Raw genomic sequence first — 18,744 nt, 5'->3', positions numbered from 1 at the left:
ATCTTCATGAGCGTGGGACAACAGCCCATCCTGGAACTGCAGGGCATCACGAAGAGCTTCGGCGGCGTCGAAGCGCTTCGTGGTGTCGACTTCGCGCTCTATCCCGGCGAGATCCATGGTCTCGTCGGCGAGAACGGCGCCGGCAAGAGCACGCTGATGAAGATCATCGCCGGCGTGCACACCGAGTTCTCCGGCCGCTTCCTGGTCGACGGCCGGGACATGCATTTTCGCTCGGCGCGCGATGCGCACGCCGCCGGCATCGCCATGGTGCACCAGGAGCTCAGCGTCGCGCCCGACCTGACGGTGGCGGAGAACGTCTTCCTCGGCAACCAGCCGACCAACGCCCTTGGCCTCGTGCAATGGCGGCGGATGGCGCGCGAGGCGGGCGAGCAGCTCGCCCGCTTCGGCATCGACGTCGACCCGATGGCGCGGCTCGGCGACCTTCCGATCGGGCTGCAGCAGCTGATCGAGATCGCGCGCGTGCTGTTCTCCGGCGCGCGCATCGTCATCCTGGACGAGCCGACCTCCGCCCTTTCCCCGCCCGAGGTCGAGCGCCTGTTCACAACGCTTCGGCGGCTGCGCGAGGAAGGCACTGCCATTGTCTTCATCTCGCATTTCATCGAGGACATCCTGCTGGTGTCCGACACAGTGACCGTATTCCGCAACGGCCGGAAGGTTGCGGAGACGGCGAGCGCCGCAACCAGCAAGGGCGCGCTGATCGAGGCCATGATCGGCCGCGGCGGCGAGGCGCTCGAGCATAGCTACACCGACGATCTGATGCTGCCGCAGCCGAGCGGCAGCAAGGTCGTTCTCGAGGCGGACCAGCTGTCGCTGTCCCGCAGCCTTCAGGACGTCTCGTTCGAAGCCCGCGCCGGCGAGGTGCTCGGCATTTACGGCTTCATGGGTTGTGGCCAGCAGGAGCTGTCGCGCATCCTGTTCGGCAAGCTGAAGCCGGACAGCGGCACGCTAGCAGTCGAAGGCGTGCCGAAAATCTTCGCCAGCACGGCGGCGGCACGACGCGCCGGCGTGGCGCTGGTGCCGGAGAGCCGGCGCGACATGCTGTTTCACCAGGAGCCGGTCTACAAGAACATCTCGATCAGCATACTCGACCGCATCTCCTCGCTGCTGCTCAAGCCGGCGCAGGAGCGCGACATCGCCAAACGGCAGGTCGACCAGCTGCAGATCAGGCCGCCGGTGGTCGGCCTCGATCTCGGCATGCTCTCGGGCGGCAACCAGCAGAAGGTGGCGCTGGCGAAATGGCTGACCTACCCGCCCAAGCTGCTGGTGCTGTGCGAGCCGACCCGCGGCATGGATGTCGGCGCCAAGAACGACGTCATCAACATCGTCCGCGACCTCAGAACGAGGGGGCTCGCGATCATCGTGCTGTCGACCGAGCCGGAGACGGTGCTGTCGCTGGCCGACCGCATCCTCGTGCTCAAGCGCGGCGCATTGGTGCGTGAATTCAAGAACGAGCCGGTCAGCAAGGACCGCCTGCTGGAAGCGGCGTGACGGAGAAGCACATGAGCAGCGAGACGGCCATGGCGACGGGACAACGGACGCGGGGCCTTGCGCCCTTCCTGCGCTCTCAGATGCGCAACATCGCCCCGTTCCTGACGCTGATCTTCCTGTCCGGCTTCTTCGCCTTCGCCAGTCCCTCCTTTGCGACGCTCGACAATCTCGGCAACATCCTGACCCAGGTGTCGGTGACGGGCATCATCGCCGTCGGCCTCACTTTCGTGATCCTCTGCGCCGAGATCGACCTCTCCATCGCCAGCATCGCCAACGTCACCGGCATTGCGGTCGCCTACTTCACGCTGCAGGAATCCTACGTCAACATCGCCAACATCCCCCTACCCGGCGCGGTCGCGATCATCCTGTCGCTCCTGCTCTGCGCGCTGCTCGGCCTCGTCAACGCGCTGGGGCTGACCGTGATCGGCATCCCCTCCTTCATCATGACACTGGCGATGATGCAGATCGCGGCCGGCATCTCCGCGCTCCTCGTCCGCGGCCAGATCGCCTACAAGGTGCCGAGCCTGATCACGACGCTCGGTTCGGGTTCGATCGGCGGCATCCCCTGGATCGTCATCGTCGCCGCCATCATGCTGCTCGCGGGCCATCTGGTGCTGACCTACACGCGCTTCGGCCGCTACGTGTACATGGTCGGGGGAAACCGCGAGGCAGCCGAATATTCGGGTCTCAACGTCAAGCTGATCCTCGGTGCGGTCATGGTGATCTCCGCAGTGTGCGCAGGGATCGGCGGCATGCTGGGCGTTGCCCATTTCGGCAGCGCGCAGCAGAACGAGTTTGACACCTACCTGCTCGACTCCATCGCCGCCGTCGTGGTCGGCGGCACCAGCCTGTTCGGCGGCCGCGGCGGCATCGGCAATACCATCGTCGGGCTGTTCGTGCTCGGCGTGCTCAACAACGGCCTCGACCACGTCAACATCGACAGCTTCCTCAAGATCCTGATCCGCGGCCTGATCCTGTTGGCGGCGCTGGTCATCAATGTCTATGCGCAGCGCTTGAGGGAGAAGGCGGCGGAGTAGACGGCCGCCAAACAAAAAGTGCGAAAACAACCCCATGCACAGTAGCCAGGGCCAGCGGAATCAATGACTTGCCGGCGCGCGTCATGGGCTTACGGATTTACCGAAGCCGCTTTGACTCGTCGGGCAAAACAGGGCTAGGATGTCATCATCGGCAGCGGCTTTGAAAGGCCGGTGCATCCTCCGTCATTGCGAGCGCAGCGAAGCAATCCAGGACACTGTCCGCGGATGCATTTCTGGATTGCTTCGCTGCGCTCGCAATGACGATGTGGCGGCAGAAGGGCGATCGGGGATCAGCTGTATCGCCGAGAGTCATGCATGGAGACTAACGCTCCGCCTTCACATTCAATGGCAACCGCGAGAAGCGGAAATTGCAGTAGGTTGCGCCACCCGCCAGCGCCTGGGCGACGCCGCTTCATTCCGCGGCGATCGCCTCGATCTCCAGCAGCCATTTGCTATCGACGGTCTCGACGACCACGACCGTCAGCGCGGGCTCGTGCTCCCCGAGCATCGCGCGACGAATGGCGCGGTTGGCGACGAGTTGACCGCGGTCGGTCAGGAACGTGGTTACCTTGACCAGGTGCTCGACGCCGAGACCTGCCGCGGCGAGCACTTCCCTGACATTGCGCCAGGCCTGCTCGCATTGCGCCTCGAAGCCGTCGGGCACGGTGCCATCGGATTTTTCAGGGACCTGGCCGCTGATGAACAGCAGGCGGCGATGCTGCTTCAGCTCTAGTCCCATGCTGTAGCCGCCGGCGGGCGGGTGAACCGTTGCGGGATTGTGGCTGACGATGTGGGCTGGGGACATGGCGTTTCTCCGGATTTGCGGGTCAAACGTATCCGGAGGCATCACGGCCGCGCAAAGCATCATTCCTGCAGTTCAGCGCAAGAAAATCTATTGCAAGCCCGCGGCCCATCGGTGTCAAAGTGCGGTTGCGATGACATACGCCCTTCCCCCGCTCAACGCGCTCCGCGCCTTCGAGGCCGCGGCGCGCCATCTCAGCTTCAAGCTGGCCGGCCACGAACTGCACGTCACGCCCGCGGCCGTGGGACAGCAGGTGAAAGCCCTGGAGGCGCGCCTCGGCGTGCAACTGTTCGAGCGGCTGCATAAGCAGCTCATCCTGACCGAAGCCGGCCAGGCCTATCTGCCCGGGATCTCCGAAGGCTTTCGCCAGATTGCCGAGGCGACCTCGCAATTGAAACCATCAGGCACGGTGCTGCTGCAATTGGGGGTCCATGGCAGCCTCGACCTGCGCCGCCTAGACCTGGCGGCGTTTCGCAGCGCGCATGCGGAGATCGGTTTGCGCGTGCTGCAGCCCGCCGGCCTGCACGAGCTGGTCGAAGGCAAAGTCGACCTGTTGATCGCCCGCAGTCTTGGCCGGCATCCGGGCTATCGCTGCGACAGGATCGATGAAGGATCGGGTCTCGGTGATTGGCTGATTGCGCCCGAGGGCACGGCGGATTGTCCCGAAGTCGTGAGTTTCCGCGCGTGGCTGCGCGCCCTGCTGGCCGAGAAGCCGCGCGCAAACCGGCGCCCGCGCCTGGTCAGCGGCGTCGGGAGTTGAGGTGACCGCAAACCGTAATAACTCGGCGTCTAGCTACCCCGGCAGCGGTGTTCCTTGTAGCAAAGCGGAATCAACCGGCCGACAATGCCCGCTGCATTGGTCGAAAATGACCCAACTCGACATCCGAGTCGCTGGTTTTGACCGGATTTGTTTGTGCGACATTCTGGTCAAAATGGACGTCTTTTGAAAAGTCGTTGGATCTTGTAGGCTTCTTTGGAGCTGCTTTCGAGACGTGCCGACGTCTCCTTGTCGAATGGCAGCAGGGAATGCCGTCGGCTGGCATCGCACGCTCAATAAAACCGACAGTCCTCTTGTGCCGGTCTCTCACCGAGCGCTAGCCGTGCGCGCGGGCAACGAGATGCTTCAATTGACCGCGATAAGCGAGTGCTGCTCATGATCAGAAAAACACATCCCGAACTAGTCGATCCGGCGGCGGGCAATGGAATTCTAAGCCGCCGCGTCTTTCTCGAAGGCACGCTCGTTGTCGGTGCGACCGCTGCGGGCTTATCCTGCGGATCGGCAGAACCCCTTGCGGTGCAGCCTTGGATGAAGGTGCCGGGTACGGGATTTGCGGGCTATGGGCAGCCGTCACCGTTCGAGAGCAAGGTGGTCAAAGTATTTCCGCCGCCTCCGAACCCACCCGGTGTCGGCTCGTCACGCACGCCGCTGCACATGCTCGAAGGAATGATCACGCCATCCGGTCTGCATTTCGAACGTAGCCATTCCGGCGTCCCAGAAATCGATCCCGATCAACACCGGCTGGTGATCCATGGACTTGTGAAGCGCCCGCTTGTGTTTACGCTCGAAGCGCTGTCGCGCTATCCGATGCAATCGCGCATCGCCTTCATCGAGTGTGGCGGCAACAGCCTGGCGCTCAACGCGCCTCAGGCCCAGCCGCTCAATGTGGCGGCTATTCACGGCCTGCTGGGTTGCTCGGAATGGACCGGCGTGCGGCTGTCCACTTTGCTCGATGAAGCCGGCATCGAACCTGAGGCACGCTGGGTGATCGCCGAGGGCGCTGATGCTGCCGCCATGAGCCGTAGCATCCCCCTCACCAAGGCGATGGATGATGCGCTGCTCTGTCTCTATCAGAACGGAGAGCGAGTGCGGCCTTCGAACGGCTATCCGTTGCGGCTGCTGCTGCCTGGTTTCGAGGGCAACATGAATGTGAAGTGGCTGCGCCGGCTCAAGCTGACTGCTGGCCCCGCCATGACCAAAGACGAAACATCGAAGTACACGATCCTGCTCAAAGACGAAAAGGCCTGGCAGTTCGTGTTTCCGATCGAAGTCAAATCCGTCATCACGCGGCCGTCGCCGGGGCTCGCGCTGAGGGACCCGGGATTCTACGAGATCTCCGGGCTTGCCTGGTCGGGCAACGGCAGCATCCGGCAGGTCGACGTGTCGGCTGACGGCGGACGAAGCTGGGCGCCGGCGGCTTTGCAGGGCCCGATCCTGCCAAAGGCGCCCGTACGCTTCCGCACGGCATGGCAATGGAACGGCGGTCCCGCCGTGCTGCAGAGTCGCGCCACTGACGACACCGGCATGGTACAGCCAACACGCGCGCAGTTCGCGGCTGAACGCGGCTTTCGTGGGGTCTACCACTACAACGCCATCGCAAGCTGGCGAATTGACGAGATGGGGGAGGTCAGCAATGTTTACGCTTAAACCCATTGCAGTGTGCATATCCATGCTGACCATCGCACCGGCGGCACAGGCCCAAGCCCCGCAGCTCGGGCAGCCGATCGCGCCGGCCGATATTACCCCGTGGGACATCAGCATCGGACCGGATGGCGCAGGTCTGCCGCCTGGCCGAGGCACCGCAATCGAGGGTGAGGCCATCTATGTAGCGAAATGTCAGGCCTGCCACGGCGAGAAGGGAGAGAGGCCCAAAGTCGCGCTCGCTGGAGCGCTCGTCGGCGGCATCGGCACACTGGCGCCGGATAAAACACCGATAAAAACTGTGGGAAGTTTCTGGCCCTATGCAACAACCCTGTTCGACTATGTCCGTCGCGCAATGCCATTCCAAGATACAAAATCGCTCACCGCGGACGAAGTCTACGCAGTCTCGGCCTACATCCTCCATCTCAACGGGATCATTGGGCCGAACGATGTAATCGATGCGCACTCGTTGCCGGAGGTGCGAATGCCGAACCGGGACGGGTTCATCCCGTTCCCGCGCAATCCGAAGTAGCTGCGAAGCCGGACCTTTGTGCGATTATGGCCCGGTGTTGCCTAGCTCAAAGCTTGCCCAAGCGTCGGCTGTCTCGTGTAGACCGGAAGCGGCTTGCAGGCAGCGTAGACTGCCGCTTTTGACCCAAGCGGAATTAACAGGGCAGCCAAGGGGCTTCAATCCACCTCTCACGCTGCGACCTTCTTTCACGAGCAGGAACGCGGGTGTAGCGTGCCGTTGCTAGGCGGAAATCGAACTTTTAGGAGGACCGTCGCATGATCGATAGACGAAGGCTCATTACGAGCGCGATTATCACTATGCTCGTGCCGCAATCGGTTAGTGCGCAGCAATCAGGAAAGGTATGGCGAGTTGTTTTCTTTTCGGTTGCGGCTGGTCCGAACCCACTTGCGGATTCCTTCAGACGAGGATTGAAGGAGTTAGGCTATAGTGAGGGACACAATCTTGCGATCCAGTACCGCTGGATGGCTGGCCATGAGAGCCAGTACGAGGAGGTCGCGCGCGAGCTGGCGGAAAGCGAGCCGGACGTGATTGTCACGGCCGGTCATCCTCCGGCTGTTGCCGCCAAGAAAGCTATAGTACAGACACCAATCGTCGCGCTTGCCGTTGTTAATCCCGTGGGAGGCGGCTTAGCTGCGAGCATCTCCCATCCCGGTGGCAACTTGACGGGCTTCTCCTTGGAGGTCACGCCCGAAACAAACGCCAAAATGCTCCAGCTTCTGCACGAAGCCGCTCCTAAAATTACTCGAATTGGTGCGCTTTGGAACTCTGCAAATCCTGGCAGCCGTTTCTACCTCGATGCGGTAGAGCGGGCAGCGCAATCGGAAAAGCTTACTCTCAACGCGTACGATGTGCGCCGAGCGGAAGACATTGATGTTGTGTTCCGTTCGCTTCGCGGAAACGTTGAAGGGCTCATTGTGTTTCCAGAAGGACTCCTATGGACGTATCGGCGCAATATCGTTGAGGCTGCGCGGGAAGCACAACTAGCGACGATCTTTGGTTATCGCGATGCTACCGAAATGGGAGCGTTCATGAGCTACGGCCCGGACCTCGTTGATCTTTTCAAGAGAGGCGCAGCTTACGTCGACAAGATCATCAAAGGCGTCAAACCAGCCGAGCTTCCAATTCAACAGCCGGCAAAATTCGAGCTGGTCATCAATATAAAGACGGCTAATGCCTTGAAAGTTGTTGTGCCTCCATCCTTGCTCGCCCGTGCGGATGAGGTGATTGAATAAGCGTGTTAGCAGCCGCTGTGTCCGGTTATGGCCCATCGCCCCTTTGACGCTGTGTAGCTAGAAATCCGTTCACAGGGATAGAGCGGAAAGTTCGCGTCCCGCGCGCGAACCGGCGTCCGCGTCTGGTGGGCGGCGTCGGAAGTTGAGGTGACTGCAAAATCGTAATAACTCGGCGTCTAGCGACCCCTCTAGACCGAGACCAAATGGGTGCATCCCCGAAAGTATGGCAGGGACATTTCCCGTTTCTATATGACCCACCAATCTGTTGCTGATTTTCCGGCACTTGACCTCGGCCTCGCACGCGGCCGTCAGCTTACGCACTGAGGCCTGGAGCTTTTCAGCGCCGCTAGGCCGAGGCCGAGATGCGACCGCCTGAGCCGCCTTCCCTCTGGCGCCTGAAGTGCTAGCTTGAGCGCGCGGGTGGGCCACGCGGAGGAATAGCTATGCGCACAGTAGCTCAAGTCGCAAATGTCATATCGTTCTTCATGATGTTCTCCGTTGTAGGTTTGCCGGCGTGGGCTGCCGGACCGGAGGCGGAGGTGAAGGCACTCCACGCGGCCGATCAGGCTTGGCTAAAAGGCTTCACGGCCGCCGACGGCGATGCGATGGCGAAGTTGTACGACGAACGCGCAGTGTTGATGCCGCCCAACGCACCGGCTGTGACGGGTCGCGACGCCATTCGCACTTTCCTGGCGAACATGTCTTCGGAAGCAGCCAAGGCCGGTCTTGTGTTCAGTTTCGCCGACAAACAGGATGGCGGCGCCAACGGCAACCAGGGCTGGTCTTCGGGCTCCTATACGATCAAGGACAAGGCAGGGAATGTGGTCGAGACCGGCAAGTTTCTGTCAGTATCGAAAAAGGTCGGCGGTAAATGGCTCTATTGGCGCGACACTTGGAACGCCGACAGTCCGCCACCAAAATAGGCCCGCTACATCGAAAAATCTTTAATGTCGCCTCTCGGCCCATCGCGTCACTTCGCGGCGGCACAGCAATTCGGTCGCTTTCGGGTCGAAGCGGACATTGAGCAAGTCGCTACGTCGCGGCCAATGCCGTCTGACTGGCGATCTCGTCAACTCGCAAGCACCTCACCGCATGCCCGTCGCCCCGCGTCTCCAACGCCGGCCCCGGCTCGCTCCGACACACCGCTTCCGCATACCGACAGCGCGGGCTGAAGGCGCAGCCGTTCGGCGGGTTGAGCGGATTGGGCAGGTCGCCGCCGGTCGTGGCCAGCGGGGCGTGGCGCAGCGGATCGGGGATGGCGGCGATCAGGGCCTGCGTATAGGGGTGCGCGGGACGCTCGAAGATCTCGCGCCAGTCGCCGTTCTCCACGATGCGGCCTAAATACATCACGGCGACGCGGTCGCTCATGTGCTCGACGACGCCGAGGTCGTGGCTGATGATGATGTAGGACAGGCCGAGCGTGTCCTTCAATTCCAGCAGCAGGTTGATGATCTGCGCGCGGATCGAGACGTCGAGCGCCGAGACCGGCTCGTCGCAGATGACGATTCTGGGGTTGAGGATCAGCGCGCGGGCGATGCCGATGCGCTGGCGCTGGCCGCCGGAGAATTCATGCGGATAGCGGTCGGCCTGCTCGGGGCGCAGGCCGACGTGCCTCAGCATCGTCGCGACGCGGTCCTCGATCTCGCTTTTCGCCCTCACGCCGTGCACACGCAGGGGATCTTCGAGCGTGCGGCGAACGGTCTGGCGCGGATTGAGCGAGGCGTAGGGATCCTGGAACACGATCTGCACGATGCGGGCCAGCGCCTTCCGGTCGCCGGATTGCCGGTTCGTGACGACCTGCCCGTCCAGCACGATGCGGCCGCGCGTCGGCGTGAGCAGGCCGAGGATCGAGAGCGCGACGGTCGACTTGCCGGAGCCGGACTCGCCGACAAGGCCGAGGCATTCGCCGCGCTTCAGCCTGAGGTCGACGCCGTCGACGGCGCGGAGCAGCCGGCGGCCCCGGCCCAGCAGGCCGCCTCGAAGCGGAAAATGGACGGCGAGATCCTCCACGCTGAGGATCACATCGTCATCCGTTCGCCCCTGCGGTTCATGCATGGTGGTGACACCGGACGAAACCGCCCGCCTCCAGCCCATCCGCCTGCGGCGCGGTGGTTCGGCAAATGTCCGTCGCCTGCGTGCAACGCGGATTGAACCGGCAGCCATCCGGGAAGCGCGTGATCGCAGGCACGACGCCCGCGATCTCCTTCAGCCTGCTGCGGCCGAGCGCAGCGCGGCTGCCAAGCCGCGGCAGCGAGTCGACGAGGCCCTGCGTATAGGGATGGGAGGGCGCGCGGAAGATGTCGGCCGAGCCGCGCTCCTCGACGATGCGGCCGGCATACATGACGGCGACGCGGCGGCAGACATTGGCAACGAGGCCGAGATCGTGACTGATCATCAGGATCGCCGTTCCGCGCTCGGCGCACAGATTACGCATCAGCTCGATGATCTCGGCCTGCACGGTGACATCGAGCGCCGTGGTCGGCTCGTCGGCGATCAAGAGGTCCGGACCGCAGGCGAGCGCAATGGCGATCATCACGCGCTGGCGCATCCCGCCGGACAGCTGATGCGGATAGTCCTTCACGCGCCGCTCGGGCGCGGGGACGCGGACGCTCGCGAGCGCCTCGACCGCCAGCTGGTTGGCCTCCCGCCAGCTCTTGCCCCTGTGCAGCACGAACATCTCGGCGATCTGCCGCCCCACCGGCGAGACCGGGTTCAGCGCCGTCATCGGCTCCTGGAAGATCATGGCGATGCGATTGCCGCGCAGCTGCCGTTGCCTGGCGGCGGAGAGGTGCTGGATCTCCTGTCCCTCGAACCGGATGACGCCGCCGCCGATCGACAAGGGCGGCCGCAGCAGGCCGATCAAGGCGAGCGCCGTGATGCTCTTGCCGCAGCCGGACTCGCCGACCAGGCCGAACGTCTCGCCGCGGTCGATGCGGAACGAAACGCCTTCGGCCGCGGCAACGCGCCTCGATCCGTCATCGAGATCGATGCGGAGATCCTCTACCTCGAGCAGCGGCCTGCCTGTCATGTGCGCCGGCTCCGCGATTGCGGATCGAGAATGTCGCGCAGACCGTCGCCGAGCAGATTGAGGCCGAGCACGGTCAGGAAGATGGCAAGACCGGGAAAAATCGAAAGCCACGGCGCCGTCGTGATCTGCTCGCGCGCCTCCGACAACATGCTGCCCCAACTCGGAAAGGGCGGGCGGACGCCGAGGCCCAGGAACGACAATACAGCTTCGGACAGCACCGCGCTGCCCATGCCCAGCGTGCCGATGACGACGATGGGCCCCAGCATGTTCGGCAGCAGCTGCGTGATCATGATGCGCGCATCACCGTAGCCGAGGACGGTGGCCGCCTGCACGTAGCCCTGGCTCCGCAGCGACAGCGCCGAGGCCCGTGCGAGGCGGCAGGTGAACGACCAGTTGGTCAGCCCGAGCGCGATCAACAGGCTGGTCAGGCCGGGACCCAGCACCGCCATGATGGCGAGCGCGAAGATCAGCGAGGGGATCGCCAGCATGAGATTGGTCAGGGCGTTGACGATATCGTCCCACCAGCCGCCGAAGTAGCCGGCGCTCAGGCCGAGCGCCACGCCGATGACGCTGTTGATGAGCTGGGAGACGATGCCGACCGTCAGCGAGACGCGCGCGCCGTAGAGGACGCGGGAATAGATGTCGCGGCCCTGCCCGTCCGTGCCGAACCACCAGGTCCAGCTCGGGGGCTCCTCCGCATTCATGAGGTTGGCGTCCATGACGGGATCGGTGTGTGCCAGCCAGGGCGCGAGCAGGCCGACGACGATCGCCAGCGCGAACAACGACCCGCCGATGACGAGATTGGCGCGGAGCTTCATGCGTATCTGATCCTGGGATCGATCACGCCGTAGAGCACGTCGATCAAGAGATTGATCGCCAGAAAGAACAGCACCACGACGAGGATGGAGCCCTGGACGGCGGGAATATCGCGCTGGAGCACGCTGTCGACCAGCAGCGAGCCGATGCCCGGCCAGGAGAACAGTTTCTCGACCACGACAGCCTGCCCCATCAGCGCGCCGAATTGCAGGCCCATGGTCGTGAGGATGAGAACGAGCGCATTGCGCATCACGTGCCACTTGACGACCCTGGTCTCGCTCATGCCCTTCGAGCGCGCCGTGCGGACGAAGTCCGCGGTCATGATCTCGAGCACCGCGGCGCGCGTCGTTCGCGCCAGCAGCGCCATCGGCGAGACGCCGAGCGTCACGGCGGGCAGGATCAGATATTTGAGGCTGCCGTCGCCATAGCCGAAACTCGGCAGCCAGCCGAGCTTGAGCGCGAACAGGTACATCAACAGCAGTCCGAGCCAGAACTTGGCCAAAGACAGGCCCGACACCGCCAGCATCATCGAGACGGTGTCGACGAGGCTGCCCGGCCGCAAGGCCGCGACGAAGCCGAGCGGCACGCCGAGCAGAACCGCAAACGCCATGGATGCGAAGATCAGCTGCAGCGTCGGCCAGGCCCGCTTGGCGATCATGGCCGTGACAGGCTCACGGGTCCGGAACGAGGCCCCGAGATCGCCGGTCGCGAGTCGCGCGACATAGGCGCCGAAGCGCATATAGACGGGCTGATCGAGGCCGAGCTGCTTCTTCATGCGCAGCTCGACTTGCGGATCGCTGTCGTCGCTCATGGTCGAGACGATGCTGCCGGGAACGACGCTGAACAGCACGAACACCAGCAGCACCACGGCGAGCACGGTCGGGATGGTCTGCAGGACGCGGCGGATCAGGAACGCGAGCATCTCAACTTTTCCCCGCTCCCTCCCTCGCCTTTGGCGCTAGGCGGGAGCGCGCGTGTCACTTCGCGGGCGAGGTCTCGTCGACCCAGAGGTCCTCGACGTTCTGGTGGGTCAGCTCCGTCGCGTTCCGCTGAATGCCCTTCAGCCACGGCTGCACCGCCATGACCGCCTTGTTGTAGTTGAAGAACCAGACCGGCGCCTCCTCGTAGAGCAGCGCATTGGCCTTCTGCAGCAGCTGGATGCGCTTTGCGGGATCGTCGGCCTGTCCGGCCTCGTCGAGGATCTTGTCGAAGTCGGCATTCTTGAAGGCCGTGTAGTTACAGGCCGACTGCGGCGTCGACGAATGGAAGCATTTCAGCGCGGCTTGCGGATCCGGGCCGCTTGCCTGGGAATAGATGAAAGCCTGGTAATCGCCGGTGCGAACCACCTCCGCCAGCACGGCGGTCTCGACCTGCTTGACCTTGGCCTTGATGCCGACCTTGTCGAGCATCGGGATGACGGCCGAGACGATCGGCAGGCCCCAGCTCTCATTCTGGCTGGTGGTCCATTCGAACTCGAAGCCGGACGCGTAGCCGGCCTCGGTGAGCAGCTGCTTGGCCTTGGCGGGATCGTAGGGGTAAGGCTTCATCGCCTTGTCGTAACCCGGCGCGGTCAGCGGCAGCCAGCTGGTGGCGCGATAGGCCTTGCCCTTGACCAGCTTGTTGATGATCAAGTCGGTGTCGATGGCGTAATTGATCGCCTGCCTCACGCGCTTGTCGGAGAACGGCTTGAATGTGGGATTCATCCCCATATAGCGCGTGAACACTTCGGCGACCTCGACGATGGTGCCCTTGAGGTCGGCATCGGACTGGTAGGCGACGTATTGCGCAGGGCCCAGCACCGAGGTGTCGATCTCCTTGTTGCGGAAGGCAACGTCGCGCGCCGCGGCCTCGCCCATGACCGACACGACGATCTTGTCGGCATAGGGCTTGCCGGGCTTGTAGAACCGGTCCCAGCGCTCCAGGACGATGCGCGATCCCGGCACGTGCTCGACGAACTTGAAGGGCCCGAGACCGATCGGCTTCTGGATGAAGCTCTCCTTGGCGGCCTCGTCGGCGGGATAGATCGAGGTCAGCGCGGTGAAGAAATAGAAGCCCGGATCGACCTTCTCGGTCAGCTTCATCTCGATGGTGAAGTCGTCGATCTTCTTCAGGCCGGAGATCTCCTTGGCCTGGCCCTTCTCGACTGCGGCCGCGCCCTCGATCACACGGACGTAACGCGCGCCGGGATAGGCCTTGCTGCCGTCCATGATGCGATTGTAGGACCAGATGACGTCGTCGGCGGTCATCTTGCGGCCGCTGTGGAAATAGGCATCGTCCCGCAGCTTGAAGGTGTGAACGAGGCCTCCGCCCGAGACCACGTCCTCCTTGGCGAGCTCCAGCACCGGCTTGCCTTCCGCCGAATTCCAGATGTAGAGCGAACGGTGCAGGGCCTTGGCGTAGATCTCGTCCTGGGCGCGCTGCGTGGTGTGAATGTCGAGGCTGGTGAAGCTCGAGCCGTAGGGCGCCGTCATGCGGATGGTTCCGCCCTTGCGCGGGGCCTGGGCCTCCGCTGTGGCGCTGAGCGCCAGTCCCAAACCGGCCACGATCGCAATGGTCTTGAATATCATGTGTCCCCCCGACAACGCAGGCGAATTCCGACACGCGATTTGATCATTCGTCGGCGGCCGAAGGCAAGCTTCGTTTTGACGGCAGGCGATGCCGGTTCCTGAGGCAGTCCTTTGGCGGAGGCATTGACGCGGTGCGTCATCGGGCGGGCATGCCGAGGGGCGCCCTGACTGAGCGTGGAGCGCGCGCGAGCGAAGTCCTCTCAGCCTGACAATTCCGGCATCCAATCGCGCAGATTTCGCGCGGCGGCGGTGACGTCGGCGATCACAGAAAATGTCCCCGGCTCCGCCATCATCGCGCGCGCCAGCCGCACGGCACGGGCCTCGCTGACGGCGCGTTTCTTTGCATCCTCGATCAGCTCGAAGTCGATGTTGTGGGCGAGACCGAAGATGCGGCGGATGATTTTTGCAGCGGCGAACCCGACCGCATCGCTGAACAGGCGCTGCATGGTGGCCTGCCGCTCGGCCTCCAGCCGCGCGGCCCCCTTCTCGCCCGGAAAGAGAGAGCGCGGATAGGCGTCACCGGCCGCGCCGGCGCGCCAGAGGTCGAGGAATTTTCGGGCAAACTGGTTCCAGACCTGCTCGACCGTCTCCAGCACCCAGCCCTCGAACGCGTGCCGCTCCCCAGGCGTGCGCTCGTGGCCGGCGGAGGCGAAATAGGCCATCAGGAGATTGGCGAGCACGGCGCCGACGTCGAAACCCATCGGACCGTAGAACGCGAATTCCGGGTCGATCACCCGGGTCTGGCTGTCCGTGACCATGATCGAGCCGGTGTGGAGGTCGCCATGGATCAGCGCTTCCGGGCTCGCCATGAATTTCAGCTTCAGCCGGGAGACCGCAACGTGCAGCTCCAGATCGTCACGCAAGCTCGCGGCGAGGCCGTCGAGATAGGGCGCGGTCCAGCGGTTCTGCTCGGCGATGCGGTAGGGATCGGTGAAGATCAGGTCCTCGGTGATCTTGCACAGCGCGTGGTTGCCGGCAAAGGCCGCGATGGCCTCCTTCTTCTCCGCCGCTGATAGCGCAAGGTCGGAGGTGAAGAACAGCGTCCGCGCCATGAAGGTCGTGATGTCGTCGACGAAGCGCGGATAGCGCGTTGCCGCGACCAGCCCCTTGCGCATGATGATGTGGGGCTCGAGCAGCTCCATCACGGTCAGCGCCAGGGCCTCGTCGTGATGCAGCACGGCCGGCACGAGGCCGGGCGCGAGCTGGGCCTGGCGCGACAGCGCGAGATATTCGTAATGGGCGCGCGACAACGGCAAGGGCCAGCTCTCGCCGACGAGGCGGACATAGGGCAGCGCCTGCTTCACGGCGATGCCGCCGCGCGCGCCCTTGACGATGAAGACGAGGTTGAGGTTGCCGTCGCCGACCTCGGTGATCGCCCACGCGGCCGGCTCGCCGCCGAGCAATCCCTTCAGGTCCGGCAGGCCCGCGAGATAGGCCCGCAAGTCGGCCTCATGCAGAATCCGGTAGTCCCCCTGCCCCATGACGATCCCATCCCATGCTTGGCATGGTCGGATCGTTACTCCCGCTCCAGGAAGCTCGAGCCGATCCCAGCCGTTCTTTTGACCGGATCGTAATCACAATCGACGCTGTCCGCCACCAGCGTGTAGCCGAAGTGAGAGATGAAACTAAAACGGCATTCCCATCAATTTCGACAGGCGCTCGATCGAAAGATAGCCGGCCTGATAAGCGGCGACGCCGACGCCGTAGATCACGGCCGAGATGATCGTGGTCCAGATCAGCTTGCGGCCCATCCGCGTCAGGATCGGCGCGCCGGGGTCGGTGCCGGGCGCGCCGACGCCCTCCTCGTGCTGGCTGCGCACGCCGAACGGCAGCGTCAGGAACAGCGCGACCCACCAGATGACGAAGTAGATCGCAAGCGCGGTGGAGATCTGGATGGCCATGACGCGGCCTTACGCCTGCTCGATCTCGACCAGGGCGCCGGAAAAATCCTTGGGGTGCAGGAACAGCACCGGCTTGCCGTGGGCGCCGATCTTCGGCACGCCGTCGCCGAGCACCCGCGCGCCCTCCCTCACCAAGGTGTCGCGCGAGGCGATGATGTCGACGACCTCGTAGCAGACATGGTGGATGCCGCCATCAGGATTGCGCTCGATGAACTTCGCGATCGGCGAGGCCTCGCCGAGCGGCTCGATGAACTCGATCTTGGTGTTGGGCAGGGTCGCGAACACGGTGGTGACGCCGTGCTCCGGAAGCGGCACGGCCTCGGAAATCTGGGCGCCGAAGGCCGCACCGTAGATCTTCGCGGCCTTGACCGCGTCCTTGGTCGCGATCGCGACATGGTTGAGCCGGCCCAGCATATTCCCCTCCCTATACCGTCAGTACATGTACCAGACAGGGGGGCTTTTTGCCCCAATGTTCGTTGATCACGGCCCGGACAGCGCGTCGCACCGACTCAGCCACAGCGTCCGGATCGCGCCGGCGTGCCCTCGGCAGGCCTTCGATGGTCGACATCACGACATCGAAGACGATGTCGTCGAAGGCCTCGCCCGCCCTGTTCTTCTCGGGGATGCCGACCAGATCGAGCTCGGGTTCGTCGGCGAGTTCGCCCTGCGCGGTCATCGCGATGGCAACGAAGGCGCAGCCGGAAAAGCCCATGCGCCGCCGCTCGATCACGGCACGGGATTTGGAATCCTCCAGGATCGTGCCGTCCTTGTAGAGACGCCCCGAGGGCACCTCGCCGACGATGCCGGGATCGCCGGGACCGAGCTTGACGAGGTCGCCGTTGCGGCAGACCAGCACGCGCGGCACGCCGGCGGCGCGGGCGAGCTTGGCGTGCTCGTGCAGGTGCAGCGCCTCGCCGTGGACCGGGATCAGCAGCTGCGGCTTCACCCAGGAGATCAAATCGCGCAGCTCGTCGCGGCGGGGATGACCGGAGACGTGGACCAGCGCATCGCGGTCGGTGATGACCTCGACGCCCTGCAGCACCAGATTGTTGATGATCGAGCCGACCGCCTTCTCGTTGCCGGGAATGGTGCGCGAGGAGAAGATGACGCTGTCGCCGCGGTTCAGCGTGATCTCAGGATGGTCGTCATTGGCGATGCGGGCCAGCGCGGCGCGCGGCTCGCCCTGGCTTCCCGTGCACAGCGCCAGCACCTTGTCCTGCGGCAGGTGGCCGTAGACCTCGGGTGAACGGAAATTCTGCACGCCCTCGAGATAGCCGGTCTCGCGCGCGACCTGCACCACGCGCTCCATGGCCCGGCCGACCACGACCACCTCGCGGTCGGCGGCTTTCGCGGCGTCAGCCACCGCTTTGACACGGGCGACGTTGGAGGCGAACGTCGTCACCGCGACGCGGCCCTTTGCGGATTTCACGAGGTCGATGATGGTTTTGGCGACCTCGGCCTCGGAGGGCGAACGACCGTCGCGCACGGCATTGGTGGAATCGCCGATCAAAGCGAGCACGCCCTCTTCGCCCAATTCGCGCAGCCGCTTCTCGTCGGTCGGCGCGCCAAGCGTCGGGGTCGGGTCGATCTTCCAGTCGCCGGTGTGCAGCACGATGCCGGCGTCGGTGTGGATCGCGAGCGCATGCGCCTCAGGAATCGAATGCGCGACGGGAATGAATTCGACGTTGAACGGGCCGATATCGACACGGCCGCCTGAAGGCACCACAGTGACCGGAATCTCGGGCGCATTGCGCTCGGCGGCGCATTTGGCCTCGAACAGCGTGGCGCTGAACCTGGTGGCGTAGATCGGGCATTTCAGCTTCGGCCAGAGATCGATAATGGCGCCGAAATGATCCTCATGGGCGTGCGTCAGCACGAGGCCCATCAGGTTCTTGCGTTCCCTCTCCAGGAAGGAGATATCGGGCATGATCAGGTCGATGCCCGGCAGATGCTCCTCGTCGCCGAAGGAGACTCCGAGATCGACGGCGAGCCAGGCGCGCTGGTGGCGGTTGCCGAGGCCGTAGATCGACAGGTTCATGCCGATCTCGCCGACGCCGCCGAGCGGCGCAAACACCAATTCGTCCGGGCTTGCCATCACGCAGCTCCCACCGAGGCGACGGGGCCGAAGAACACCTCGCCCGCCGCCACCGGCACAAGGCGGCCCTCCGCGGTGCGGACGATCAGGCAGCCGGTGTCGTCGATGGTGTCAAAAACACCTTCCAGCGTCATGGTTCCCGTGTGGATCGCAACCTTCTCGCCGAGGCCGGCGGCGCGCTCCAGCCAGAGCTTGCGGATCTCGGCAAAGCCGCGGCCATTGTCCCAGATGCCGCGGAACTCGACCCAGGCATCCGACAGGGCCGCGAACAGCTCTTCGGCGTTGATCTGGACGCCGAGGGCGGCCAGCGACACCGCAGGCGTCGGGGTGCCCTCGGGCGCGGCGACCACATTGGTGCCGATGCCGACGACGACGGCGAGGCCGCCACCGACGGCCTCGGCCTCGAGGCCGATGCCCACCAGCTTCTTGCCGCCGGCGAGCACGTCATTCGGCCATTTCAGGGCGTAGCAGGGACGGCCTTCGCCGAGACGGAGCGCGGCCTCGAGGCTCACCTTCTCCAGCGCCGCCTCCTCGGCCAGCCCTGCGGCAAAGCCGAGCGTGGCGGCGACGGCGGGGGCGACGTCCATCACTTCGAGAATGCTGGCGGCGAGATTGCCGCGCGGCGCGATCCAGGCGCGCTGGCGCCGGCCGCGACCGGCGGTCTGCTCGGAGGTCACGAACCACATCGGGCCACGCTCGCCGGAGCGGGCGTGCTCGATCGCCTCGGTGTTGGTCGAGCCGGTCCGTTCGAACGCCGCGAGCTTGTAGCCCGCGGCCGATGCGCGAGGACCGAGCGCGAAACCCAT

The 18,744-nt window shown here is 64.3% G+C and carries 18 protein-coding genes; 7 read left to right on the top strand and 11 right to left on the bottom strand.

The genetic code is table 11. The features are described from left to right. The first annotated feature begins 6 nt into the window (after window positions 1-6). On the top strand, window positions 7-1,509 hold the full coding sequence (locus HZZ13_RS09335; RefSeq protein WP_197959324.1) for a sugar ABC transporter ATP-binding protein: 1,503 nt from the start codon (window positions 7-9) through the stop codon (window positions 1,507-1,509). An 11-nt stretch (window positions 1,510-1,520) separates the two neighbouring features. Further along, entirely contained in the window at window positions 1,521-2,546 is a 1,026-nt protein-coding gene (locus HZZ13_RS09330; RefSeq protein ID WP_197959323.1) for an ABC transporter permease, read from the top strand. A gap of 412 nt (window positions 2,547-2,958) precedes the next feature. Here the strand turns inward: HZZ13_RS09330 and HZZ13_RS09325 are convergent, their stop codons facing one another. Further along, on the bottom strand, window positions 2,959-3,351 hold the full coding sequence (locus HZZ13_RS09325; RefSeq protein ID WP_197959322.1) for a RidA family protein: 393 nt from the start codon (window positions 3,349-3,351) through the stop codon (window positions 2,959-2,961). 130 nt (window positions 3,352-3,481) lie between these two features. Here HZZ13_RS09325 and HZZ13_RS09320 point away from each other — a divergent pair, with 130 nt between their 5' ends. The 5 genes from HZZ13_RS09320 to HZZ13_RS09300 all read left to right on the top strand — a co-directional run bounded on the left by HZZ13_RS09320 (window position 3,482) and on the right by HZZ13_RS09300 (window position 8,454). Further along, on the top strand, window positions 3,482-4,108 hold the full coding sequence (locus HZZ13_RS09320) for a LysR family transcriptional regulator (RefSeq protein ID WP_197959488.1): 627 nt from the start codon (window positions 3,482-3,484) through the stop codon (window positions 4,106-4,108). Window positions 4,109-4,501: 393 nt separating this feature from the next. Beyond that, the gene (gene soxC, locus HZZ13_RS09315) at window positions 4,502-5,773 is read left to right on the top strand and encodes a sulfite dehydrogenase (RefSeq protein WP_197959487.1); all 1,272 of its coding nucleotides are present in this window, start codon (window positions 4,502-4,504) and stop codon (window positions 5,771-5,773) included. Further along, window positions 5,760-6,299 carry a c-type cytochrome gene (locus HZZ13_RS09310; RefSeq protein ID WP_197959321.1) on the top strand — a complete coding sequence of 180 codons (540 nt, stop codon included), beginning with the start codon at window positions 5,760-5,762 and terminating at the stop codon, window positions 6,297-6,299. The genes soxC and HZZ13_RS09310 overlap by 14 nt, the downstream gene beginning before the upstream one ends. A 254-nt stretch (window positions 6,300-6,553) precedes the next feature. After that, window positions 6,554-7,531, top strand: coding sequence for an ABC transporter substrate-binding protein (locus tag HZZ13_RS09305; RefSeq protein ID WP_197959320.1), 978 nt, complete (start codon window positions 6,554-6,556; stop codon window positions 7,529-7,531). A gap of 443 nt (window positions 7,532-7,974) precedes the next feature. Beyond that, complete coding sequence (locus HZZ13_RS09300; RefSeq protein ID WP_197950074.1) at window positions 7,975-8,454, top strand: YybH family protein; 480 nt, start codon at window positions 7,975-7,977, stop codon at window positions 8,452-8,454. Between the two features lie 109 nt (window positions 8,455-8,563). On the opposite strand, the gene HZZ13_RS09295 is transcribed toward HZZ13_RS09300, so the two are convergent. The 10 genes from HZZ13_RS09295 to HZZ13_RS09250 all read right to left on the bottom strand — a co-directional run bounded on the left by HZZ13_RS09295 (window position 8,564) and on the right by HZZ13_RS09250 (window position 18,744). Beyond that, window positions 8,564-9,586, bottom strand: a complete 1,023-nt coding sequence (locus tag HZZ13_RS09295) for an ABC transporter ATP-binding protein (protein ID WP_197959319.1) — start codon at window positions 9,584-9,586, stop codon at window positions 8,564-8,566. Then, window positions 9,579-10,559 carry an ABC transporter ATP-binding protein gene (locus HZZ13_RS09290; protein ID WP_197959318.1) on the bottom strand — a complete coding sequence of 327 codons (981 nt, stop codon included), beginning with the start codon at window positions 10,557-10,559 and terminating at the stop codon, window positions 9,579-9,581. The genes HZZ13_RS09295 and HZZ13_RS09290 overlap by 8 nt, the downstream gene beginning before the upstream one ends. Next, window positions 10,556-11,377, bottom strand: a complete 822-nt coding sequence (locus HZZ13_RS09285; protein ID WP_197959317.1) for an ABC transporter permease — start codon at window positions 11,375-11,377, stop codon at window positions 10,556-10,558. Before HZZ13_RS09285 ends, HZZ13_RS09290 begins: the two co-directional genes overlap by 4 nt. Then, window positions 11,374-12,297 carry an ABC transporter permease gene (locus HZZ13_RS09280; RefSeq protein ID WP_197959316.1) on the bottom strand — a complete coding sequence of 308 codons (924 nt, stop codon included), beginning with the start codon at window positions 12,295-12,297 and terminating at the stop codon, window positions 11,374-11,376. Before HZZ13_RS09280 ends, HZZ13_RS09285 begins: the two co-directional genes overlap by 4 nt. Window positions 12,298-12,352: 55 nt before the next feature. After that, window positions 12,353-13,942, bottom strand: a complete 1,590-nt coding sequence (locus tag HZZ13_RS09275; RefSeq protein WP_197959315.1) for an ABC transporter substrate-binding protein — start codon at window positions 13,940-13,942, stop codon at window positions 12,353-12,355. A 200-nt stretch (window positions 13,943-14,142) separates the two neighbouring features. After that, entirely contained in the window at window positions 14,143-15,423 is a 1,281-nt protein-coding gene (gene mtnK, locus HZZ13_RS09270; RefSeq protein ID WP_197959314.1) for an S-methyl-5-thioribose kinase, read from the bottom strand. A 144-nt stretch (window positions 15,424-15,567) separates the two neighbouring features. Then, window positions 15,568-15,843 (bottom strand): DUF1467 family protein, encoded by a 276-nt coding sequence (locus HZZ13_RS09265; RefSeq protein ID WP_197959313.1) that lies wholly within the window; start codon window positions 15,841-15,843, stop codon window positions 15,568-15,570. A gap of 9 nt (window positions 15,844-15,852) precedes the next feature. Continuing rightward, window positions 15,853-16,257: a methylmalonyl-CoA epimerase gene (gene mce / locus HZZ13_RS09260; RefSeq protein WP_197959312.1), complete on the bottom strand. Its 405-nt coding sequence runs from the start codon at window positions 16,255-16,257 to the stop codon at window positions 15,853-15,855. A gap of 10 nt (window positions 16,258-16,267) precedes the next feature. Beyond that, window positions 16,268-17,938 carry a ribonuclease J gene (locus tag HZZ13_RS09255; protein WP_197959311.1) on the bottom strand — a complete coding sequence of 557 codons (1,671 nt, stop codon included), beginning with the start codon at window positions 17,936-17,938 and terminating at the stop codon, window positions 16,268-16,270. Continuing rightward, window positions 17,938-18,744, bottom strand: a complete 807-nt coding sequence (locus HZZ13_RS09250; RefSeq protein WP_197959310.1) for a biotin--[acetyl-CoA-carboxylase] ligase — start codon at window positions 18,742-18,744, stop codon at window positions 17,938-17,940. Before HZZ13_RS09250 ends, HZZ13_RS09255 begins: the two co-directional genes overlap by 1 nt.

Source organism: Bradyrhizobium agreste (genome assembly GCF_016031625.1).
GTDB classification, from domain to species: domain Bacteria; phylum Pseudomonadota; class Alphaproteobacteria; order Rhizobiales; family Xanthobacteraceae; genus Bradyrhizobium; species Bradyrhizobium agreste.
The sequence above is the reverse complement of the archived record's forward strand: the minus strand, read 5'-3'. Positions and strand labels throughout refer to the sequence as shown.